The organism is Flavobacterium sp. 2755 (genome assembly GCF_031455715.1).
In the GTDB taxonomy this organism is placed as follows: Bacteria; Bacteroidota; Bacteroidia; order Flavobacteriales; family Flavobacteriaceae; genus Flavobacterium.
The window spans coordinates 104,092-119,967 of record NZ_JAVDTG010000006.1 but is presented as its reverse complement, the minus strand read 5'-3'; the positions used below and the strand labels follow the sequence as shown (position 1 = coordinate 119,967).

Sequence of the window (15,876 nt, the reverse complement as noted above, 5' to 3'; positions counted from 1 at the left end):
TAAACTGCCACTGAAACTGAAAACTATCGAATAATCATAACTTTCTTGACCTTGGTTTCGCCTCCGTCTTGTGCAGAAATAAAAACCATGTATACCCCAGAAGCTACTTTATATTTTCCAAAGGCTGTTGTGTCCCATTCTATCGTTCCACCTTCTGAAGTGGTTTCGTAAACTAAGTTTCCTTCGATGTCGGTAATTTTTATATTTGCTTTATCAATCAAACCAGCGACTTTCACGGTTCCGGAATAACTTGGACGAACTGGATTTGGGTACACATAAACATTATTTAAATTATCGTTTGCTCCGGTTGCAATTCCTTTAAAAGAAATCATTCCTTTATTGGTTGCTATAAAAACTTCTCCGGTTGCACTGTTAATTTTAATATCATTTATGGTATTACTTGGTAAAGGCGAATTATTAATTGTAAAATGATATTTGGTTTCCTGACCGTTTGGCGAAACCATAAAAATACCAGAATCTGCTGTACCAATCCATTTATTATTTGCACCGTCCACCACAATCGAAGTAATAAACTGCTCGTACATTAACTCCTGAGCCAGATTATCTTCCAGAATAATTATTGGATTTGCTTTTAACTGCGTTTCGGTCTGGAAATTTCCAACATTCGATAAAACTCTTAATCCTTTTGTGGTTCCTATCCAAAGCTGGTTTTTGGTATCGATTGCAACAGATCTTACATCGGCAATTGGTAAATTTCCTGCATCGGTTCCAAAGGTCATTTTTTTGAAAGTATTTGTGCTTTCGTTAAATGCAATTACACCTTCATTGCTTGTAGAAATCCACTTGACGTTATTTTTATCAATAACTATATTAGCATAGCTTGTACTTTCGGCATTACTTAAAATTGTGCTTGTGGAATAACTCTGCCATTGACCATCGGTTTTTAAAACTTTCAATCCGTTTTTAATTCGGCTGTTTGTTACCCATAAATTTCCTGTTCTGTCAAATGCAGTTCCGTTAATACGAACATCAATATAATTTGGACCTTCGTATGTCAAAGTTTCTAAACCGCTGTTTTTTTCATTGTATAAAAAATTGGGAATATCATCTTCAATTCGCAATAATCCAGAGAAAAAAGAGCTCGCATAAACTTGTTTTTCGTTACTTGGGTTTACAATAACACGAGTAATTGACTTTGCATCATAAACTTCTGAATATGGGATATTTAACCATTTTAAGTTATTAAGTTTACTTATGCCATAACTATCTAAGTCATAAGGATTATAATTAAAATCATAATCTCCATATACTGCCCAAAGAGAATTTGGCGTAACATCAAGTGAGAAAATATTATTTCGTGAAGGGCCTGCCGGAGTATTGTTTTCGAAAGTTCCAACTCCCGAAATTGCGCCAGAAAACAATCCTTTTTCTTTTGTTCCAATGTAAATTATATCGCCAACTGCCGATGCACACGAAAACGTCAGATTAATATCCGGAAGCTCCGTATTAACTATTTGACGAGTTAAAACCATTTGACTATTATAAACGTAAACTGAAGTTGAAGTAGTAACAAACAAATTGTGATTTACCGCCCGCATATCAACAGAAGGCTGCGAAAGCTGCAAGAAACTGACAAAAGTATTGGAGTTATATCGATGAATATTTCCCGTTGAATTAATTGCAATGAGTTCTACATCTAGCGTCGCTACACTTGCCCAATTTCCTGTATTTACAACAGTCCACTGGCTAAAATCAATTAAATTTGGGCTTGTGATATCTGCTCTTCTAATTCCGCTGGAAGTGGCTGCGAAAATAAATCCATTAAAAAAAGCGGTTTGTTTTATGCTGATTTCGGCACCATTATCTCCAATAAAATAAGTATCTCCAAATTGTGATGTTGTTAAATTAAACTGCACAATTCCAAAATCGCAGGAAACATACAATAAGCCGTTATGCTCCATTAAATGGTTAATCTTTTTAAGACTTGCCGATAATTGTTTATTAATGATGTCTACTTTTTTTATGATACTTCCGTCTGTTTCATTAATGATGATCATCAAACCATTTTCATAACCAACAATTGTTTTTTTGAAGGATTCGCTATGGTATACTGCAGAAATTGTCTGCCCCGAAAGTCCGTCGACAGTTGTTATTGTTTTTATAGCATTTGAAGCTGTATTGTTAGAAAACAAGGCATTTTCTGAAGCAGTAAAAACCGTTGTAGGAGATTCTGAAATATCTTTTATTTCATTAAACGAAAAATAGCCTTCCCATGACAATTGGCCTTGTGCAAAGCAAAATTGAGATAGTACTAAAAATAAAATGTAAAGAAACTTTCTTGTCATTGTTTACAAATATCGGATAGACAAATATACTACAAACGAAAGTATTTGATTTTTCTTCTTTAACGAAATAAAAAAATGCTCCCGATTTATCCTTATAAGACAAATGAGAGCATTCTTCAATTGTAATTAATCTTATACTACACCCTGAGCAAGCATAGCATCGGCAACTTTAACAAATCCGGCAATGTTAGCTCCTTTTACGTAGTTTACATAACCATCTTGTTCTGCACCATATTTTTTACATTGGTTGTGAATTCCAACCATGATATCTTTTAATCTTAAATCTACTTCTTCGCTTGTCCAGTTTAAACGAATAGAGTTTTGTGTCATCTCTAATCCAGATGCTGCAACTCCACCAGCATTTGCAGCTTTTCCTGGTGCAAAAAGTACTTTGTTATCTAAGAAAAGTTTAATAGCATCTAAAGTTGATGGCATATTAGCCGCTTCAGTCACACATAAAACACCATTATCAATTAATTTTCTGGCATCGTCTCCGTTCAATTCGTTTTGAGTAGCACAAGGAATAGCAATATCAACTTTTACTTCCCATGGACTTTTCCCTTTATGGAAAATTGCATTTGGATATTTCTCTAAATATCTCTCAGCTCTGTTATCTCCAGTTGCTCTCATTTCAACCATATGCTCAATTTTTTCTCCAGAAATACCTTCTTCATCCAAAATATAACCATCAGGTCCAGAAATTGTAACCACTTTTCCTCCTAATTCATTTACTTTTAAAGCTACACCCCAAGCAACGTTTCCGAATCCTGAAATAGCAACTCTTTTCCCTTTAATTTCGTGACCAATTGTGCGAAGCATTTGATCTGTAAAGTAAACTACTCCATATCCTGTAGCTTCAGGTCTGATTAATGAACCACCGTAAGCAAGTCCTTTTCCGGTTAAAACTCCAGTAAATTCATTTCTAATTCTTTTATATTGACCAAATAAATAACCAATTTCTCTGGCACCAACTCCAATATCTCCTGCAGGAACGTCTAAGTCCGGACCAATATGACGGCATAATTCAGTCATAAATGATTGACAGAAACGCATGATTTCTGCATCAGATTTTCCTTCCGGATCAAAATCTGATCCTCCTTTACCTCCACCCATTGGAAGTGTTGTTAAACTATTTTTGAAAACCTGTTCAAAAGCCAAAAATTTTAAAACTGATAGGTTTACAGTGTGATGAAATCTGATTCCGCCTTTGTATGGGCCAATCGCTGAGTTCATTTGAATTCTAAAACCTCTGTTTACGATTATTTCTCCTTTGTCGTCAACCCAAGGAACTCTAAAAATTATAGATCTTTCTGGTTCAGCAATTCTAAGAAGTAAATTTTTACCGTCGTATTTCTTTCTTTCTGCGATAAATGGAATTACCGTTTCTGCAAATTCCCTAACGGCTTGAAGAAATTCTGGCTCGTTTGGATTTTTTGACTCAACAAGAGCCATAAATTCATTTATTTTTTGTTCCATTTTACAATAAATTATTCAAATAATAGTTTTAAACTTAATCAATTACATAAGAAAATACGTTTTAAGAAAACGTTTTCGTTATAACATACAAAGATATAGCAAAATCAACATGATTTGTTATTTTTTTTTGTTTTTGGAGAAGAATTGTGTATTTTTTAAACAATCTTAAAAATACAATTTTACACCTGCGATTTTACAGCAATTTACCGCCTTTAAAGTCAGAAAATTAAGTGTTTTGTTATTAAATTTTTAATAGAAGTATATATTATTTTGATTCGACTATGTTTTTTTTATATTTGCCAATATTTTGAAAGCCCCAAGAGATGTTTAAACACCTATATTTCACAATTTTCGCCCTATTTGGCATTACCACTATTGCCAATGCTCAGTCTAATCTGGCACAAGAAGTAGGAATTATTTTCGGCCCTGTAGCATTTCAGTCCGATTTTGGAGAAAGACATAATTTCGATACCAATGTGGGAAACACCGGTTTTGGCGTAGGAATTGTTCACTTCATAAACTTTTCTGCAAATAATAACAGAGAAAGTTTCTTCACAGAACATTTTAAAGTTAGATCAGAATTATCTTTTAATACCACAACTCTTAACCATTTTGGCGGTTATATTGAAAGTGCTAAAAACAAATTGGCTGTTGCCCAGTTAAAAGCAATGAGTGGTAAATCTACTTTATTAAATCTTGGAGCTCAGTTAGAATTTTCTCCATTTATGAAAATTCATGATTTCGAAAATACAGCGGGCGGTTTTAGTCCGTATTTTAGTGTCGGATTCCTGGCAACTTATTATACTTCGAAAGTAAGCTCAACAATGGGTGAATTAGGACTTCCGTCAACAACTTTCCCTAAATATTTAACTCCTTCAGATGGTCATCAATATGGTTTTGCAAGTGAAAGCGGAGTAGCTTTAGCAGCAACTGCCGGTGTTGGATTCCACCTTAAATTAACTCAAATGAGCGATGTAATGTTTGAAACTCGTTTTCAAGCTTTTAGTTCAGACTGGATTGATGGTTTAAACCCGAACAAAGATCTTTATGAAGAAAACAAGGCTAATGACTGGCAGGTTTGGTTTAATGTTGGATACATTTATTACTTAGAATTCTAATTCTAAAGAAATATTAAAATAAAAAAAATCCCAAATTCCAAAATATTAAAATTGGAATTTGGGATTTTTTATTTGGAATTTAATTTACGCTAAAGCCTGCTCTAAATCTGCAATTAAATCTTCTGCATCTTCAATACCAACACTTAATCTTACTAAGTCATCAGTAATACCAACTTCCGCTCTTTTATCAGCAGGAATCGAAGCGTGTGTCATTAAAGCGGGGTGATTTGCAAGCGATTCTACTCCACCTAAAGATTCAGCCAGAGTAAATACTTTCAATTTCTCTAAAAACGCAATAGAATCTTCTTTTTTACCCGATTTGAATGTAAAAGAAACCATTCCGCCAAAAGCTTTCATTTGCTTTTTTGCAATTTCATGAAATGGATGATTTTCCAATCCAGGATAATAAACTGTATTTATTTTTGGATGTTTAGTCAAATACTCCACTACTTTTTCTCCATTTTCGCAATGTCTCTGCACTCTTAATGCCAACGTTTTAATTCCTCTCAAAACTAAAAAACTATCCATTGGCCCTAAAGTAGCTCCAGTCGCAAATTGTTGAAAGTGTAATTGTTCGCCTAAAGCGGCATCTTTTACAATTAAAGCTCCGGCAATAACATCAGAATGTCCGCCTAAATATTTTGTAGCCGAATGCATTACAATATCAGCACCTAAATCAAGAGGTTTTTGTAAATATGGCGTTGCAAAAGTATTATCTACAGCAAACCAGATTTTATGTTCTTTAGTGATTTTTGCCACTTCTGCAATATCAGCTAATTTCATTAACGGATTTGTTGGCGTTTCTACCCAAACCAATTTTGTATTTTCATTGATTAATGATTTCAATTTTGCAATATCCGTCATATCAACAAAATGGAATTTTATTCCTGAATCTTTATAAATTCTTGAAAACATACGGTAAGTTCCTCCGTATAAATCATCCATTGCAATAACTTCGTCGCCTGCTTTAAATGATCTTAAAATACAATCTGTAGCGGCTAAACCAGAAGAAAAAGCCAATCCGCGTGTACCATTTTCAATACTTGCTAAAGCCTCTTCAAGAGCTGTACGAGTTGGGTTCGATGCTCGGCTGTATTCATAATCTGCCAAAGGTTTTCCCGGACTTGTCTGAATAAAAGTTGACGTTTGATACACCGGCGGCATAACCGCTCCTGTACTTGGATCATGATGCTGACCACCATGTATTACTTTTGTATTGAATTTCATATAGTTATAAATTTTAAATCCATAATTGTCGCACAAATTTACCGCTTAATTTATTTTATCCTGATACAACTTCTTACCTTTGTAGATAATTAACACTTTTTGATATGAAAAATTACATATTTATAATCTTTTTGTGTTTGATTTTTACGAGTTGCAAAAAAGAGCTTTCATTTGAAAATGAAACGTTTGAAGAAAAATCTACTATTCCGTGCAAAAATGATTGCCCGAAAATCACAATAGAAGTCCCAATTGCTAAAAATAAAAAGATCATCGCGGACAGTATTAATAAAAAAGTTTTCAATGTAATAAAAGAAATCATTTATTTCGGTGAAGACTCAACAAAGGTCAACGATTATAAATCATTGTCAAAATCTTTTATTGCTTCTTACGAAGAAATGCATAAAAAATTTCCGCACGATACTTTTGGCTGGGAAGGAAAAATAACGGGAAATGTAGAGTTTGAATCGGAACAAATTTTAAACATCAAAATTGATCATTATACTTTTACCGGCGGCGCACATGGCTACCAAGGTTTTAGATCTTTATTATTTAACCAAAAAACCGGAAAAGTCATTTTTAACGATCAATTGTTTCAAAACGAAAAAGAGTTTAAGGCTTTCGCCGAAAAAGAATTCAGGCTTAAATATCAAATTCCCGAAAACGCCAACATAAACGCAACAGGTTTAATGTTTGAAAATGATAAATTTCAATTGCCTCAGAATATTTTTTATACTTCTGCAGGTTTGCTTCTTTATTACAATTCATACGAAGCTGCATCTTATGCCGATGGCCCAAAAGAAATTGTATTTCCGTATGATATAGTGAGTAAATATTTGAAATTTCAATAAGAAAAACAATCAAACATTAAAAAGAAATCTTTTTCTTACTTTTGTAGTTGTTTTAATTTATTTTTCATGTTAACTTTTAATCATTCTGGCTTATTAGTGCCAGACAATAAAATCACTTCTACAGTACAAGAGTTAGAAAATGAGTTTGTATTAAAAATTCCTTCTATAAAAAGAAAAGAAATTTTTGAAGCTTATGTTAAATATAATGAAGATTTCAAAAAAGTATGTAATTTAGACGAACTGCATCAATGGCTTAACGGATCATATGTAACAAAAAAACATAATCCCGGAGATATTGATTTAGTAACATTTTTAGATTACAAGATCGTTTCTCAATTAGGCTCAAAACTAGATGCGTTCAAATACCCTAATTCAGAAATTATTTATGGTGTTGATGCCTATATTATTGAAGTTTATCCCGAGAGTCATATTAATAATTTTAGATATATAAGCGACAAAGCATATTGGCTCGACCGATTTACAAAAACAAGACGAATTAGAGGAAACAGGTTATCAAAAGGTTTCTTGGAAATAAAATTTTAATCTGCAACAAAATGAAAGACAACAAATTATATCATATTCTAGATCTAATAGAAGAAATAAACAAAGTCAATAAAATGCTTATTTTACATAAAGATTCAGATTCTACTTTGATGTCAGACCAGTATAAAAATCAAAAGCTAAAACTAAGTAATTATTTGCTTAAAGAACTTTTAACCAATAGTGATAACAGAACTGAAGTTATGTATATTATCAAACTTTTTATAGAAAAATTCTACAATAATGAAATAAGTCATTTACATTTTGAGGAAAATGACAACTTAAAAAAAATTGAGAACGTTTTTATTGAAAATTACGCTTAAGAAATCTACTGAACATCATACTTCATCTTTCTCAAAACTCGTAAAGCTTCTTTAAAAGATAAATAAGCCTGCCCAAAAGGCTTTAAAAGTAATTTTGCGTCAATTAGTTTTTGCTTGGCATCATCAAAACCATTCAAGTAACAGATCATAAAAGTTGACGGAAGATTTTCAAGATCTTTTAATTCACGACCCGATAAAGAAATTCCTTTTTGTATTTTTTGAAGCAGCGCAATATTGGCGTTATAAATGTGGAATAACATTCGTTTATTAAATTCAGGAGGTTGAAAAAGCATTTTACGGTCAATTTTATAATAACCATTATCAAAAAAATGAATTGTTTGTTCTTCCAGCGGGTAATAACTTGTTTTATCATTTAATCCAAGCGGAACATATTCTGTAATTGTAAAAGTATCATCATCAAAGAAAATCGTAACCACATCCTGCGCCGAATAAAAAAGCTTAACTTGTTCATTAATTAACTCAATATCTACGCGGGATAAAAAGGTTTTATCTCTTGATTTTTTTGGAACTCCCGCCCAGCAGATTACAAACAATTCTTTAAAAACATTGTATTTTGGTGACATGTCTTTATGCCTGAAATTCATAAAATCGATTACGCCGTCCAGCGTATATTGAATACTGTTTCGGGAGCTATTTTCGATCCCAATTACGGTTTCTGTATTCTGATTATTTTTTTCGACTTCTTCATGTTCTTCCACAGGAATGGAATTACTGCCTCGTCTTATAAAAACACTATTGGCAAGAATGGTATGAATTCCTTTTTTAAAATAGGAAATTTTGCTTTTAGGCTTTATCGTAACCAAACCAATTACTTTATCTTTTGGAAGATTTGGAAATGGTACGTTTTCGTATTGAATTTTTGGAGGATTTTCCAGAAATGCATTTACGAGATTCTGAATTCGGCTGTCATCGAAGAAATCGTCACCTACAATTTCGTTATCCTGATCTTCTACTCCGACAACGATATAAGAATTATTCGCCGGATTTGAATTTGAAAGTGCACAAATGTGTTTTAAAAACTTTCCTTTTCCTTCTCGCGAATGTAAATTCAACTGCCTTTTTTTATCATAAAAACTGCTCTCGTCGTTGTGAGCAAGTAAATTCTTTATCAAAAGGCGTTTATTAATCATAGTCTAGTTTTTTCTGTCACTAATTTACACTAATTAAAAACTCGTAATCATTTTAATTGCATTTCATAACCTTAAAACGTAAAAAAGACGCACTGCTGTGCGTCTCTACGATAAAATTTTATCAGATATTTTTCTTGACAATCGTTGATGATGCCTGCGCGGTACTCATCACGACTAAATCAGCGATATTGACATGATATGGTCTTGAAACCACAAAATGAATAATATCTGCAATATCTTCTGCCTGAAGCGGATCAAATCCTTTATATACATTTGAAGCTCTTTCGGTATCTCCTTTAAAACGCACTTCACTGAATTCTGTTGCCACCATTCCGGGATGAATTGCTCCAACTCTAATTCCGAATGGATTTAAATCGATTCGCATTCCTGCTGTAATCGCATCAACGGCATGTTTTGTTCCGCAATATACATTTCCGTTTGGATACACTTCTTTGGCCGCAGTTGAACCAATATTAATAATATGTCCGGAATTTTTGGCTGTCATTTTCGGAATTACCGCTTTTGAAACATACAAAAGTCCTTTTACATTTATATCAATCATCGCATCCCAATCATCTAAATCTCCTGTTTGAATCGGATCTAAACCATGCGCATTTCCTGCATTATTGATTAAAACATCAACATCTGAAAATGCAGCTGGCAAAGCACCAATTTTTTCCAGAACATCATTTTTATCACGAACATCAAAAGAAAGCGAATGAACTTCTGTAAAAACAGAAAGTTCTTTTTCCAATTCTTCTAAACGATCTTTACGTCTTCCGCAAAGAATAATTTTATAGTTGTTTTTAGCTAGAATCTGAGCGGTAGCTTTTCCAATTCCGCTTGTAGCACCAGTAATTAAAACTGTTTTTTTCATTCTATATTTTTTGTTTTTTTTGCCCCCGGATTTTACTGATTAAACTGATTTACACTGTAATTTTTTTAAATCTGTAAAATCTGTGGGCTAATATTTTTATTTAAGCAACATCGTCACCCATGCTTTCAGTCCAGATCGCAAACCAGTCTTCTTTATCCATTTCTAATTCAGCGGCTTTTACTAAAGACTGAATTCTGGCAACGTTAACTGTTCCTGCAATTGGAATAACTGCTGCCGGATGTTTTAAAATCCACGCCAGTAAAAGTGTATCTGCACCAAGATGATATTTTTCAAGCAGCGTTGAAAATAACTTTTTCAAACGACGCGTTTTCTTGGTATCTTCTCTAAAAACAGTTCCAAGCGGATTCCATGACAATGGGCGAATTCCGTGTGTCTGCATATAATCTAAACTTCCGTCAACCATTGGTTCAAAATGAGTTGCAGAAAATTGTACCTGATTATAGCTTACTTCTGTTTTTTGACGAATTAACTCGGTTTGTGAACTTGTAAAATTCGAAAGTCCGAAATCAATAATTTTTCCTTCCGATTTTAATTTTTCAACTGCTTCTGCAATTTCATCTGCCTTCATTAACGGACTTGGTCTGTGCAGTAAAAAAACATCAACATAATCTGTTTTTAGTTTCTTTAAAGATTCTTCAACAGACCAAATGATATACTCTTTAGAATAATCGTAATGTTTGATTTTGTTATTACGGCTTTCTGTTACAAGCTGAATTCCGCATTTTGTAATTAATTGTAATTTTTCGCGCGAAATTTTGCTGGCTTTAAATGCTTTACCAAAATCGGCTTCGGTGGTATAATCTCCGTAAATATCGGCGTGATCAAAAGTTGTGATTTTGTTTTCGATACAAATTTGTATCATGTTTTCCATTTCTTTTGGTGAAAGGTTTTTATCCCAAACACCCCAATTCATAGTGCCCGAAATTATAGGCGATAATGCTGTTTTGCTCATGGTTATATTGAGTTATTTTTGCTAATAAATATGCTTTTATAAAACATAATCACCAAAGTTCTTAAAAATATAAAAATAGATTCACAATTCGTCCTTAAAATTAGGTGATTGGTCGAAGTTTTAACCATTCTTTAACATCTTACTTCTTAAAAAATATTCAATTTGCACTCTCAAAAATTAGGCGTAAAAATCAAGGTTTTAAAAATATTTATATGGAAGAAAATACAACGACTTTAGACATTAGAGCGATAAATGAAAAAATTGAGAGAGAAAGTGCTTTTATAGACCTTCTTACAATGGAAATGAACAAAGTTATTGTGGGCCAGAAACATATGGTCGAGCGTCTGTTAATTGGTCTTTTGGGTCAGGGACATATTTTACTTGAAGGAGTTCCTGGTTTAGCAAAAACTTTGGCCATTAATACTTTGTCACAAGCGGTTCAGGGTTCTTTCAGCCGTATCCAGTTTACGCCGGATTTACTTCCTGCCGATGTTATCGGAACCATGATTTACAATATTAAAGCAAACGAATTCTCTATTAAAAAAGGGCCAATTTTTGCCAACTTCGTACTTGCCGATGAGATTAACCGTGCTCCGGCAAAGGTTCAGTCTGCACTTTTAGAGGCGATGCAGGAAAAACAAGTTACAATTGGTGATACCACTTTCAAACTAGATCGTCCGTTTTTAGTTTTAGCAACTCAAAACCCGGTTGAACAAGAAGGAACATACCAGCTTCCTGAAGCACAAGTTGACCGTTTCATGTTGAAAACAGTAATTGATTATCCAAAAATTGATGAAGAACGTTTTGTAATTCGCCAAAACTTAAAAGGAAGCTACGAAAAGGTAAATGCCGTAGTTTCTGTAGAACAAATTTTACGTGCGCAAGAAGCGGTTCGTGAAGTTTATATGGATGAAAAAATTGAAAAATATATTCTGGATATCATTTTTGCTACTCGTTACCCAGAGAAATACAAATTAGCCGACTTAAAACCACTTATCAGTTTTGGAGCATCTCCACGTGGAAGTATCAACTTAGCAAATGCTGCAAAATGTTACGCTTTCATCAAACGTCGTGGTTATGTAATTCCAGAAGATGTTCGTGCTGTTGTGCATGATGTATTACGTCACAGAGTTGGAATCACATATGAGGCTGAAGCCGAAAACATTACTTCTGTAGACATTATCAACAAAATCGTAAACGAGATTGAAGTACCTTAAAAAAAGTGCTCAGTGTTCAGGTTTTAGTATTCAGTCAACAAACTGATACTTTTATCCTTGAACACTAATAAAAGATAGAAAGAACTTTTAGAATTTGAACTTTAACTGAACACTTTCTAACTGATCACTGAACACTAACAAAAATGGATACAAAAGAGCTTTTAAAAAAAGTACGGAAAATAGAAATCAAAACCAAAAGACTGAGCAATCATATCTTTTCGGGAGAATACCATTCTTCATTTAAAGGGCGCGGGATGACTTTCAGCGAGGTGCGCCAATACCAATATGGCGATGATATTCGTAACATCGATTGGAATGTAACCGCACGCTACAACGAAGCCCACGTAAAAGTTTTTGAAGAAGAAAGAGAATTGACCATGGTTTTAATGGTTGATATTTCGGGTTCTGAAGGTTTTGGTTCAAAAAGTCAGTTTAAAAAAGACATCGTAACAGAAATTGCTGCAACGATGGCTTTTTCGGCTACACAAAATAATGATAAGATTGGATTGATCTTATTTTCTGATAATGTCGAATTATACATTCCGCCAAAAAAAGGCCGTTCACACGTTTTGAGAATTATTCGTGAATTAATCGAATTTGAACCAAAAAGCCACAAAACAGATATCTCACAAGCCTTGAAATTTTTATCGGGAACACAGAAAAAGAAAGCGATTGTTTTTGTAATTTCTGATTTCATGTCTGAAAATTACGAACAGACTTTAAAAATTGCTTCTAAAAAACACGATATTACTGGTGTTCGTGTGTACGATATCCGTGAAGAAAAAATCCCAAATTTAGGAATGGTAACCATGCTTGACGCCGAAACGGGAAAAATTCAATTGGTAAATACAGGCTCAAAAACGGTGAGAATGAATTACGAAAAACATTATCAGGAACGCGTAAATTATTTCAAGGATATTTTTAGTAAATCTGGTGCGGGTGTTGTAAACACAAGAGTCGACGAAAATTATGTTACTAAATTACTTGGATATTTCAAGTCACGATAAATATAATTTTAGATTGTAGATTTTAAATTTTATTGTCTGCACTAATTATTCAAATAAAAAATCCGCTTAAATCTGTGTCATCCGTGTTCCAATTTTAAGCATTCATTTTAGACTAAAATCTGAAATCACAAATCAAATGAAATTAAAGTTTTACATATTTTTATTTTTGCTTTCTACGGCTGTTTTTGCTCAAAAACAAGTCGAAACCAGCATTGATACCACCAAAAATAAAATTGGCGCCGAGTTTAAGCTAACGCTGAAAACGGTTGTAAATGCTAATTCGAAAGTTGTTTTCCCTAAACTAAAAAGATTTGGTCCTTTAGAGGTTATTCAATCCTATCCGGTTGATACGGTAAAGAAAAACGACACTTACGAATTAATCAAAAAATATGGATTAACTCAATTTGATTCGGGAAGATACGTGATTCCGAGTGTTCAAATTTTAATTGATAAAAAACCTTATTTCTCAGATTCTATTCGTGTTGAAGTTGCTAATGTAAAAGTCGATACTTTACAGCAAAAAATGTACGACATTAAAGATGTTACCGCTGCTGATGGCGGAATTGGTGATTGGTGGAAATACGTTTTGGCACTGGTTATTATTTTAGCAATTGGCGCAGGAATTTATTGGTATGTTAAAAAACACCAGAAAAAGAAAATTGAAGAAGAAGTTTATAAAACTCCTATTGAAAAAGCGACAAGCTTATTAAACAATTTAGAGTCAAAAGAACTTGTTCAAAAAGGAGAAATTAAAGAATATTATAGTGAACTGACGGATATTGCCCGTAATTATATTGAAGAAGCGATTCATATTCCTGCAATGGAAAGTACGACTTCTGAATTAATTGAGGCCATTAGAACAGCTTCGACTAAAAAGAAAATGACTTTAACACCAGAAACAGTTGAAAATCTGGAACGTGTTTTACGTCAGGCCGATTTAGTAAAATTTGCAAAATCAAAACCCCTTGAATTTGAAATTACGGATGACAGAAATAAAATTCAGAAAGTAATTTTAACGCTTGACAATGCAATCCCAACAGAAGTTCCGGCTGAAGAAGAAGATCAATTGCTAAACGAAGCACAAAGACAAAAACAAATTCAGCTGCAGTTAAAAAAACAAAGAAACAAACGAATTGCCATTACAGTGGGTTCTGTTTTGTTTTTATTATTAGCAACTACAACTTTCTTTATTGCAACAAAAGGTTTTACTTATGTAAAAGACAATCTTATTGGGCATCCTACTAAAGAACTTCTAGAAGGTGAATGGGTTAAGAGTGAATATGGAAATCCGGGCGTTATAATTGAAACTCCAAAAGTTTTAAAACGAATGGATACTCAAAAAATGCTGCCAAAAGAAACTATGGCTTTGATTAAAGAAATGCAGCTTTTTATCTACGGAAGTATGATTGATAATTTTTATGTTACCGTTTCAACAAGCAAATTCAAAAACCCTGTTGATATTGATCTGCCTAAAGCTTTAGAAGGAACTTTAAAAATTATTGAACTTCAAGGCGGACAAAATATCATTGTTAAACAAGAAGATTTTCAAACCAATCAAGGTATTCAGGGAATAAAAGGATATGGAACAATGAGCATTATCGATCCAAACAGTAAAACAAGTACAAAATCATATTACGAAATCCTTCTTTTTAAACAAGATCAAGGTTTACAGCAAATTATGATTTTGCATAAGGAAGGCGATACATATGCAAACGACATTACAACCCGAATTCTAAATTCTGTTGAACTTAAAAAAGCAAGTAACTAATGAATAATCAGATCACTTTTTTAAATCCGGAATTCTTTTGGTTGTTTCTATTAATTCCAATCGCTATTGGCTGGTTTTTTTGGAAAAGAAATCAGCAGTCGGCTACATTAAAAATGAGTTCAACAGCAGGTTTTAAAAACAGCGAATCGTTATTGACCAAATTAAAGCCTTGTTTATACGTTTTCAGGATTATTGCTTTAAGTTCATTGATTATTGCTTTAGCAAGACCAAGAACCGTTGATATTAGCAATCAGACTAAAACGACAAAAGGAATTGATATTGTAATAGCAATTGACGTTTCTGGAAGTATGCTTGCAAAAGATTTAAAGCCAAACCGTATGGAAGCTTTAAAAAGAGTTGCTGCCGATTTCGTTGAGGAAAGACCAAATGACAGGGTTGGTTTAGTTTTATACGCTTCAGAAGCTTATACAAAAACACCGGTTACAAGCGACAAACCAATTATTTTGGAAGCTATAAAAGGTATTAAATACGATACGGTTTTACAAGACGGAACGGGAATTGGAATGGGTTTAGCAACGGCAGTAAACCGTCTTAAAGACAGTAAAGCAAAAAGCCGAGTAGTTATTTTAATGACAGATGGTGTTAATAATGCTGGATTTATTGAGCCGGAAACTGCTGCTGACATTGCAAAACAATACGGAATAAAAGTATATACAATTGGTCTGGGTACAAACGGAATGGCCGAATCTCCATATGCTTATGCACCAAACGGCGGTTTTTTATTCAAAATGCAGAAAGTTGAAATTGATGAGCAGTTAATGAAAAATATTGCCCGCAAAACAGACGGAACGTACTTTAGAGCAACAAGCAACGATAGATTAGCTGAAATATACAGTTCAATTAACAAATTAGAAACAACTGAAATTCAGGAATTAAAATTCTACGATTACGACGAAAAATACAGAGTTTTTGTTTTACTCGCAGCATTTTTATTACTACTTGAAATTGGTTTAAGAAATACAGTTTACAGAAGCTTTATTTAATATTTTAGTCGCAGTCACAGTTTTCAGTTTACAGCTGAAAC

General features: G+C 33.3%; 14 protein-coding genes. 8 read left to right on the top strand and 6 right to left on the bottom strand.

Annotated features, from left to right (window positions below; all coding sequences use genetic code 11):
• Positions 1-23 precede the first annotated feature (23 nt).
• On the bottom strand, positions 24-2,306 hold the full coding sequence (locus tag J2Y38_RS15380; protein ID WP_309844150.1) for a T9SS type A sorting domain-containing protein: 2,283 nt from the start codon (positions 2,304-2,306) through the stop codon (positions 24-26).
• Positions 2,307-2,438: 132 nt separating this feature from the next.
• Positions 2,439-3,782 (bottom strand): NADP-specific glutamate dehydrogenase, encoded by a 1,344-nt coding sequence (gene gdhA, locus J2Y38_RS15375; protein WP_309844148.1) that lies wholly within the window; start codon positions 3,780-3,782, stop codon positions 2,439-2,441.
• 323 nt (positions 3,783-4,105) lie between these two features.
• Between gdhA and J2Y38_RS15370 the strand changes: the two genes are divergently transcribed.
• On the top strand, positions 4,106-4,900 hold the full coding sequence (locus tag J2Y38_RS15370) for a THC0290_0291 family protein (RefSeq protein WP_309844146.1): 795 nt from the start codon (positions 4,106-4,108) through the stop codon (positions 4,898-4,900).
• An 84-nt stretch (positions 4,901-4,984) separates the two neighbouring features.
• Here the strand turns inward: J2Y38_RS15370 and J2Y38_RS15365 are convergent, their stop codons facing one another.
• The gene (locus tag J2Y38_RS15365; RefSeq protein ID WP_256636301.1) at positions 4,985-6,127 is read right to left on the bottom strand and encodes a cystathionine gamma-synthase; all 1,143 of its coding nucleotides are present in this window, start codon (positions 6,125-6,127) and stop codon (positions 4,985-4,987) included.
• A 104-nt stretch (positions 6,128-6,231) separates the two neighbouring features.
• Here J2Y38_RS15365 and J2Y38_RS15360 point away from each other — a divergent pair, with 104 nt between their 5' ends.
• The 3 genes from J2Y38_RS15360 to J2Y38_RS15350 all read left to right on the top strand — a co-directional run bounded on the left by J2Y38_RS15360 (position 6,232) and on the right by J2Y38_RS15350 (position 7,838).
• On the top strand, positions 6,232-6,975 hold the full coding sequence (locus J2Y38_RS15360) for a PdaC/SigV domain-containing protein (RefSeq protein WP_309844143.1): 744 nt from the start codon (positions 6,232-6,234) through the stop codon (positions 6,973-6,975).
• A gap of 66 nt (positions 6,976-7,041) precedes the next feature.
• A complete protein-coding gene (locus tag J2Y38_RS15355; RefSeq protein ID WP_309844140.1) occupies positions 7,042-7,518 on the top strand; it encodes a DUF6932 family protein in 477 nt (158 codons plus the stop codon).
• A gap of 11 nt (positions 7,519-7,529) precedes the next feature.
• The gene (locus tag J2Y38_RS15350) at positions 7,530-7,838 is read left to right on the top strand and encodes a hypothetical protein (RefSeq protein ID WP_309844139.1); all 309 of its coding nucleotides are present in this window, start codon (positions 7,530-7,532) and stop codon (positions 7,836-7,838) included.
• Positions 7,839-7,843: 5 nt separating this feature from the next.
• Here J2Y38_RS15350 and J2Y38_RS15345 read toward each other — a convergent pair whose 3' ends face one another.
• The 3 genes from J2Y38_RS15345 to J2Y38_RS15335 all read right to left on the bottom strand — a co-directional run bounded on the left by J2Y38_RS15345 (position 7,844) and on the right by J2Y38_RS15335 (position 10,839).
• Positions 7,844-8,989 (bottom strand): ATP-binding protein, encoded by a 1,146-nt coding sequence (locus tag J2Y38_RS15345; protein WP_309844138.1) that lies wholly within the window; start codon positions 8,987-8,989, stop codon positions 7,844-7,846.
• Positions 8,990-9,110: 121 nt separating this feature from the next.
• Complete coding sequence (locus tag J2Y38_RS15340) at positions 9,111-9,866, bottom strand: SDR family NAD(P)-dependent oxidoreductase (RefSeq protein ID WP_309844137.1); 756 nt, start codon at positions 9,864-9,866, stop codon at positions 9,111-9,113.
• A gap of 100 nt (positions 9,867-9,966) precedes the next feature.
• A complete protein-coding gene (locus tag J2Y38_RS15335; RefSeq protein WP_309844134.1) occupies positions 9,967-10,839 on the bottom strand; it encodes an aldo/keto reductase in 873 nt (290 codons plus the stop codon).
• Positions 10,840-11,051: 212 nt separating this feature from the next.
• Between J2Y38_RS15335 and J2Y38_RS15330 the strand changes: the two genes are divergently transcribed.
• The 4 genes from J2Y38_RS15330 to J2Y38_RS15315 all read left to right on the top strand — a co-directional run bounded on the left by J2Y38_RS15330 (position 11,052) and on the right by J2Y38_RS15315 (position 15,835).
• On the top strand, positions 11,052-12,056 hold the full coding sequence (locus J2Y38_RS15330) for a MoxR family ATPase (protein WP_053473368.1): 1,005 nt from the start codon (positions 11,052-11,054) through the stop codon (positions 12,054-12,056).
• Positions 12,057-12,199: 143 nt separating this feature from the next.
• Positions 12,200-13,063 carry a DUF58 domain-containing protein gene (locus J2Y38_RS15325; protein ID WP_180855917.1) on the top strand — a complete coding sequence of 288 codons (864 nt, stop codon included), beginning with the start codon at positions 12,200-12,202 and terminating at the stop codon, positions 13,061-13,063.
• Between the two features lie 136 nt (positions 13,064-13,199).
• Positions 13,200-14,831, top strand: coding sequence for a hypothetical protein (locus J2Y38_RS15320; protein ID WP_309844129.1), 1,632 nt, complete (start codon positions 13,200-13,202; stop codon positions 14,829-14,831).
• On the top strand, positions 14,831-15,835 hold the full coding sequence (locus J2Y38_RS15315) for a VWA domain-containing protein (RefSeq protein ID WP_309844127.1): 1,005 nt from the start codon (positions 14,831-14,833) through the stop codon (positions 15,833-15,835). The genes J2Y38_RS15320 and J2Y38_RS15315 overlap by 1 nt, the downstream gene beginning before the upstream one ends.
• Positions 15,836-15,876 lie beyond the last annotated feature (41 nt).

What these genes read in the sequence shown, in the direction of transcription:
- J2Y38_RS15370 (WP_309844146.1), top strand. Translation starts at nt 4,106, where the DNA reads ATGTTTAAACACCTATATTTCACAATTTTCGCCCTATTTGGCATTACC.
- J2Y38_RS15355 (WP_309844140.1), top strand. Translation starts at nt 7,042, where the DNA reads ATGTTAACTTTTAATCATTCTGGCTTATTAGTGCCAGACAATAAAATC.
- J2Y38_RS15345 (WP_309844138.1), bottom strand. Translation starts at nt 8,989, where the DNA reads ATGATTAATAAACGCCTTTTGATAAAGAATTTACTTGCTCACAACGAC.
- gdhA (WP_309844148.1), bottom strand. Translation starts at nt 3,782, where the DNA reads ATGGAACAAAAAATAAATGAATTTATGGCTCTTGTTGAGTCAAAAAAT.
- J2Y38_RS15335 (WP_309844134.1), bottom strand. Translation starts at nt 10,839, where the DNA reads ATGAGCAAAACAGCATTATCGCCTATAATTTCGGGCACTATGAATTGG.
- J2Y38_RS15320 (WP_309844129.1), top strand. Translation starts at nt 13,200, where the DNA reads ATGAAATTAAAGTTTTACATATTTTTATTTTTGCTTTCTACGGCTGTT.
- J2Y38_RS15315 (WP_309844127.1), top strand. Translation starts at nt 14,831, where the DNA reads ATGAATAATCAGATCACTTTTTTAAATCCGGAATTCTTTTGGTTGTTT.
- J2Y38_RS15330 (WP_053473368.1), top strand. Translation starts at nt 11,052, where the DNA reads ATGGAAGAAAATACAACGACTTTAGACATTAGAGCGATAAATGAAAAA.
- J2Y38_RS15350 (WP_309844139.1), top strand. Translation starts at nt 7,530, where the DNA reads ATGAAAGACAACAAATTATATCATATTCTAGATCTAATAGAAGAAATA.
- J2Y38_RS15325 (WP_180855917.1), top strand. Translation starts at nt 12,200, where the DNA reads ATGGATACAAAAGAGCTTTTAAAAAAAGTACGGAAAATAGAAATCAAA.
- J2Y38_RS15360 (WP_309844143.1), top strand. Translation starts at nt 6,232, where the DNA reads ATGAAAAATTACATATTTATAATCTTTTTGTGTTTGATTTTTACGAGT.
- J2Y38_RS15340 (WP_309844137.1), bottom strand. Translation starts at nt 9,866, where the DNA reads ATGAAAAAAACAGTTTTAATTACTGGTGCTACAAGCGGAATTGGAAAA.
- J2Y38_RS15365 (WP_256636301.1), bottom strand. Translation starts at nt 6,127, where the DNA reads ATGAAATTCAATACAAAAGTAATACATGGTGGTCAGCATCATGATCCA.
- J2Y38_RS15380 (WP_309844150.1), bottom strand. Translation starts at nt 2,306, where the DNA reads ATGACAAGAAAGTTTCTTTACATTTTATTTTTAGTACTATCTCAATTT.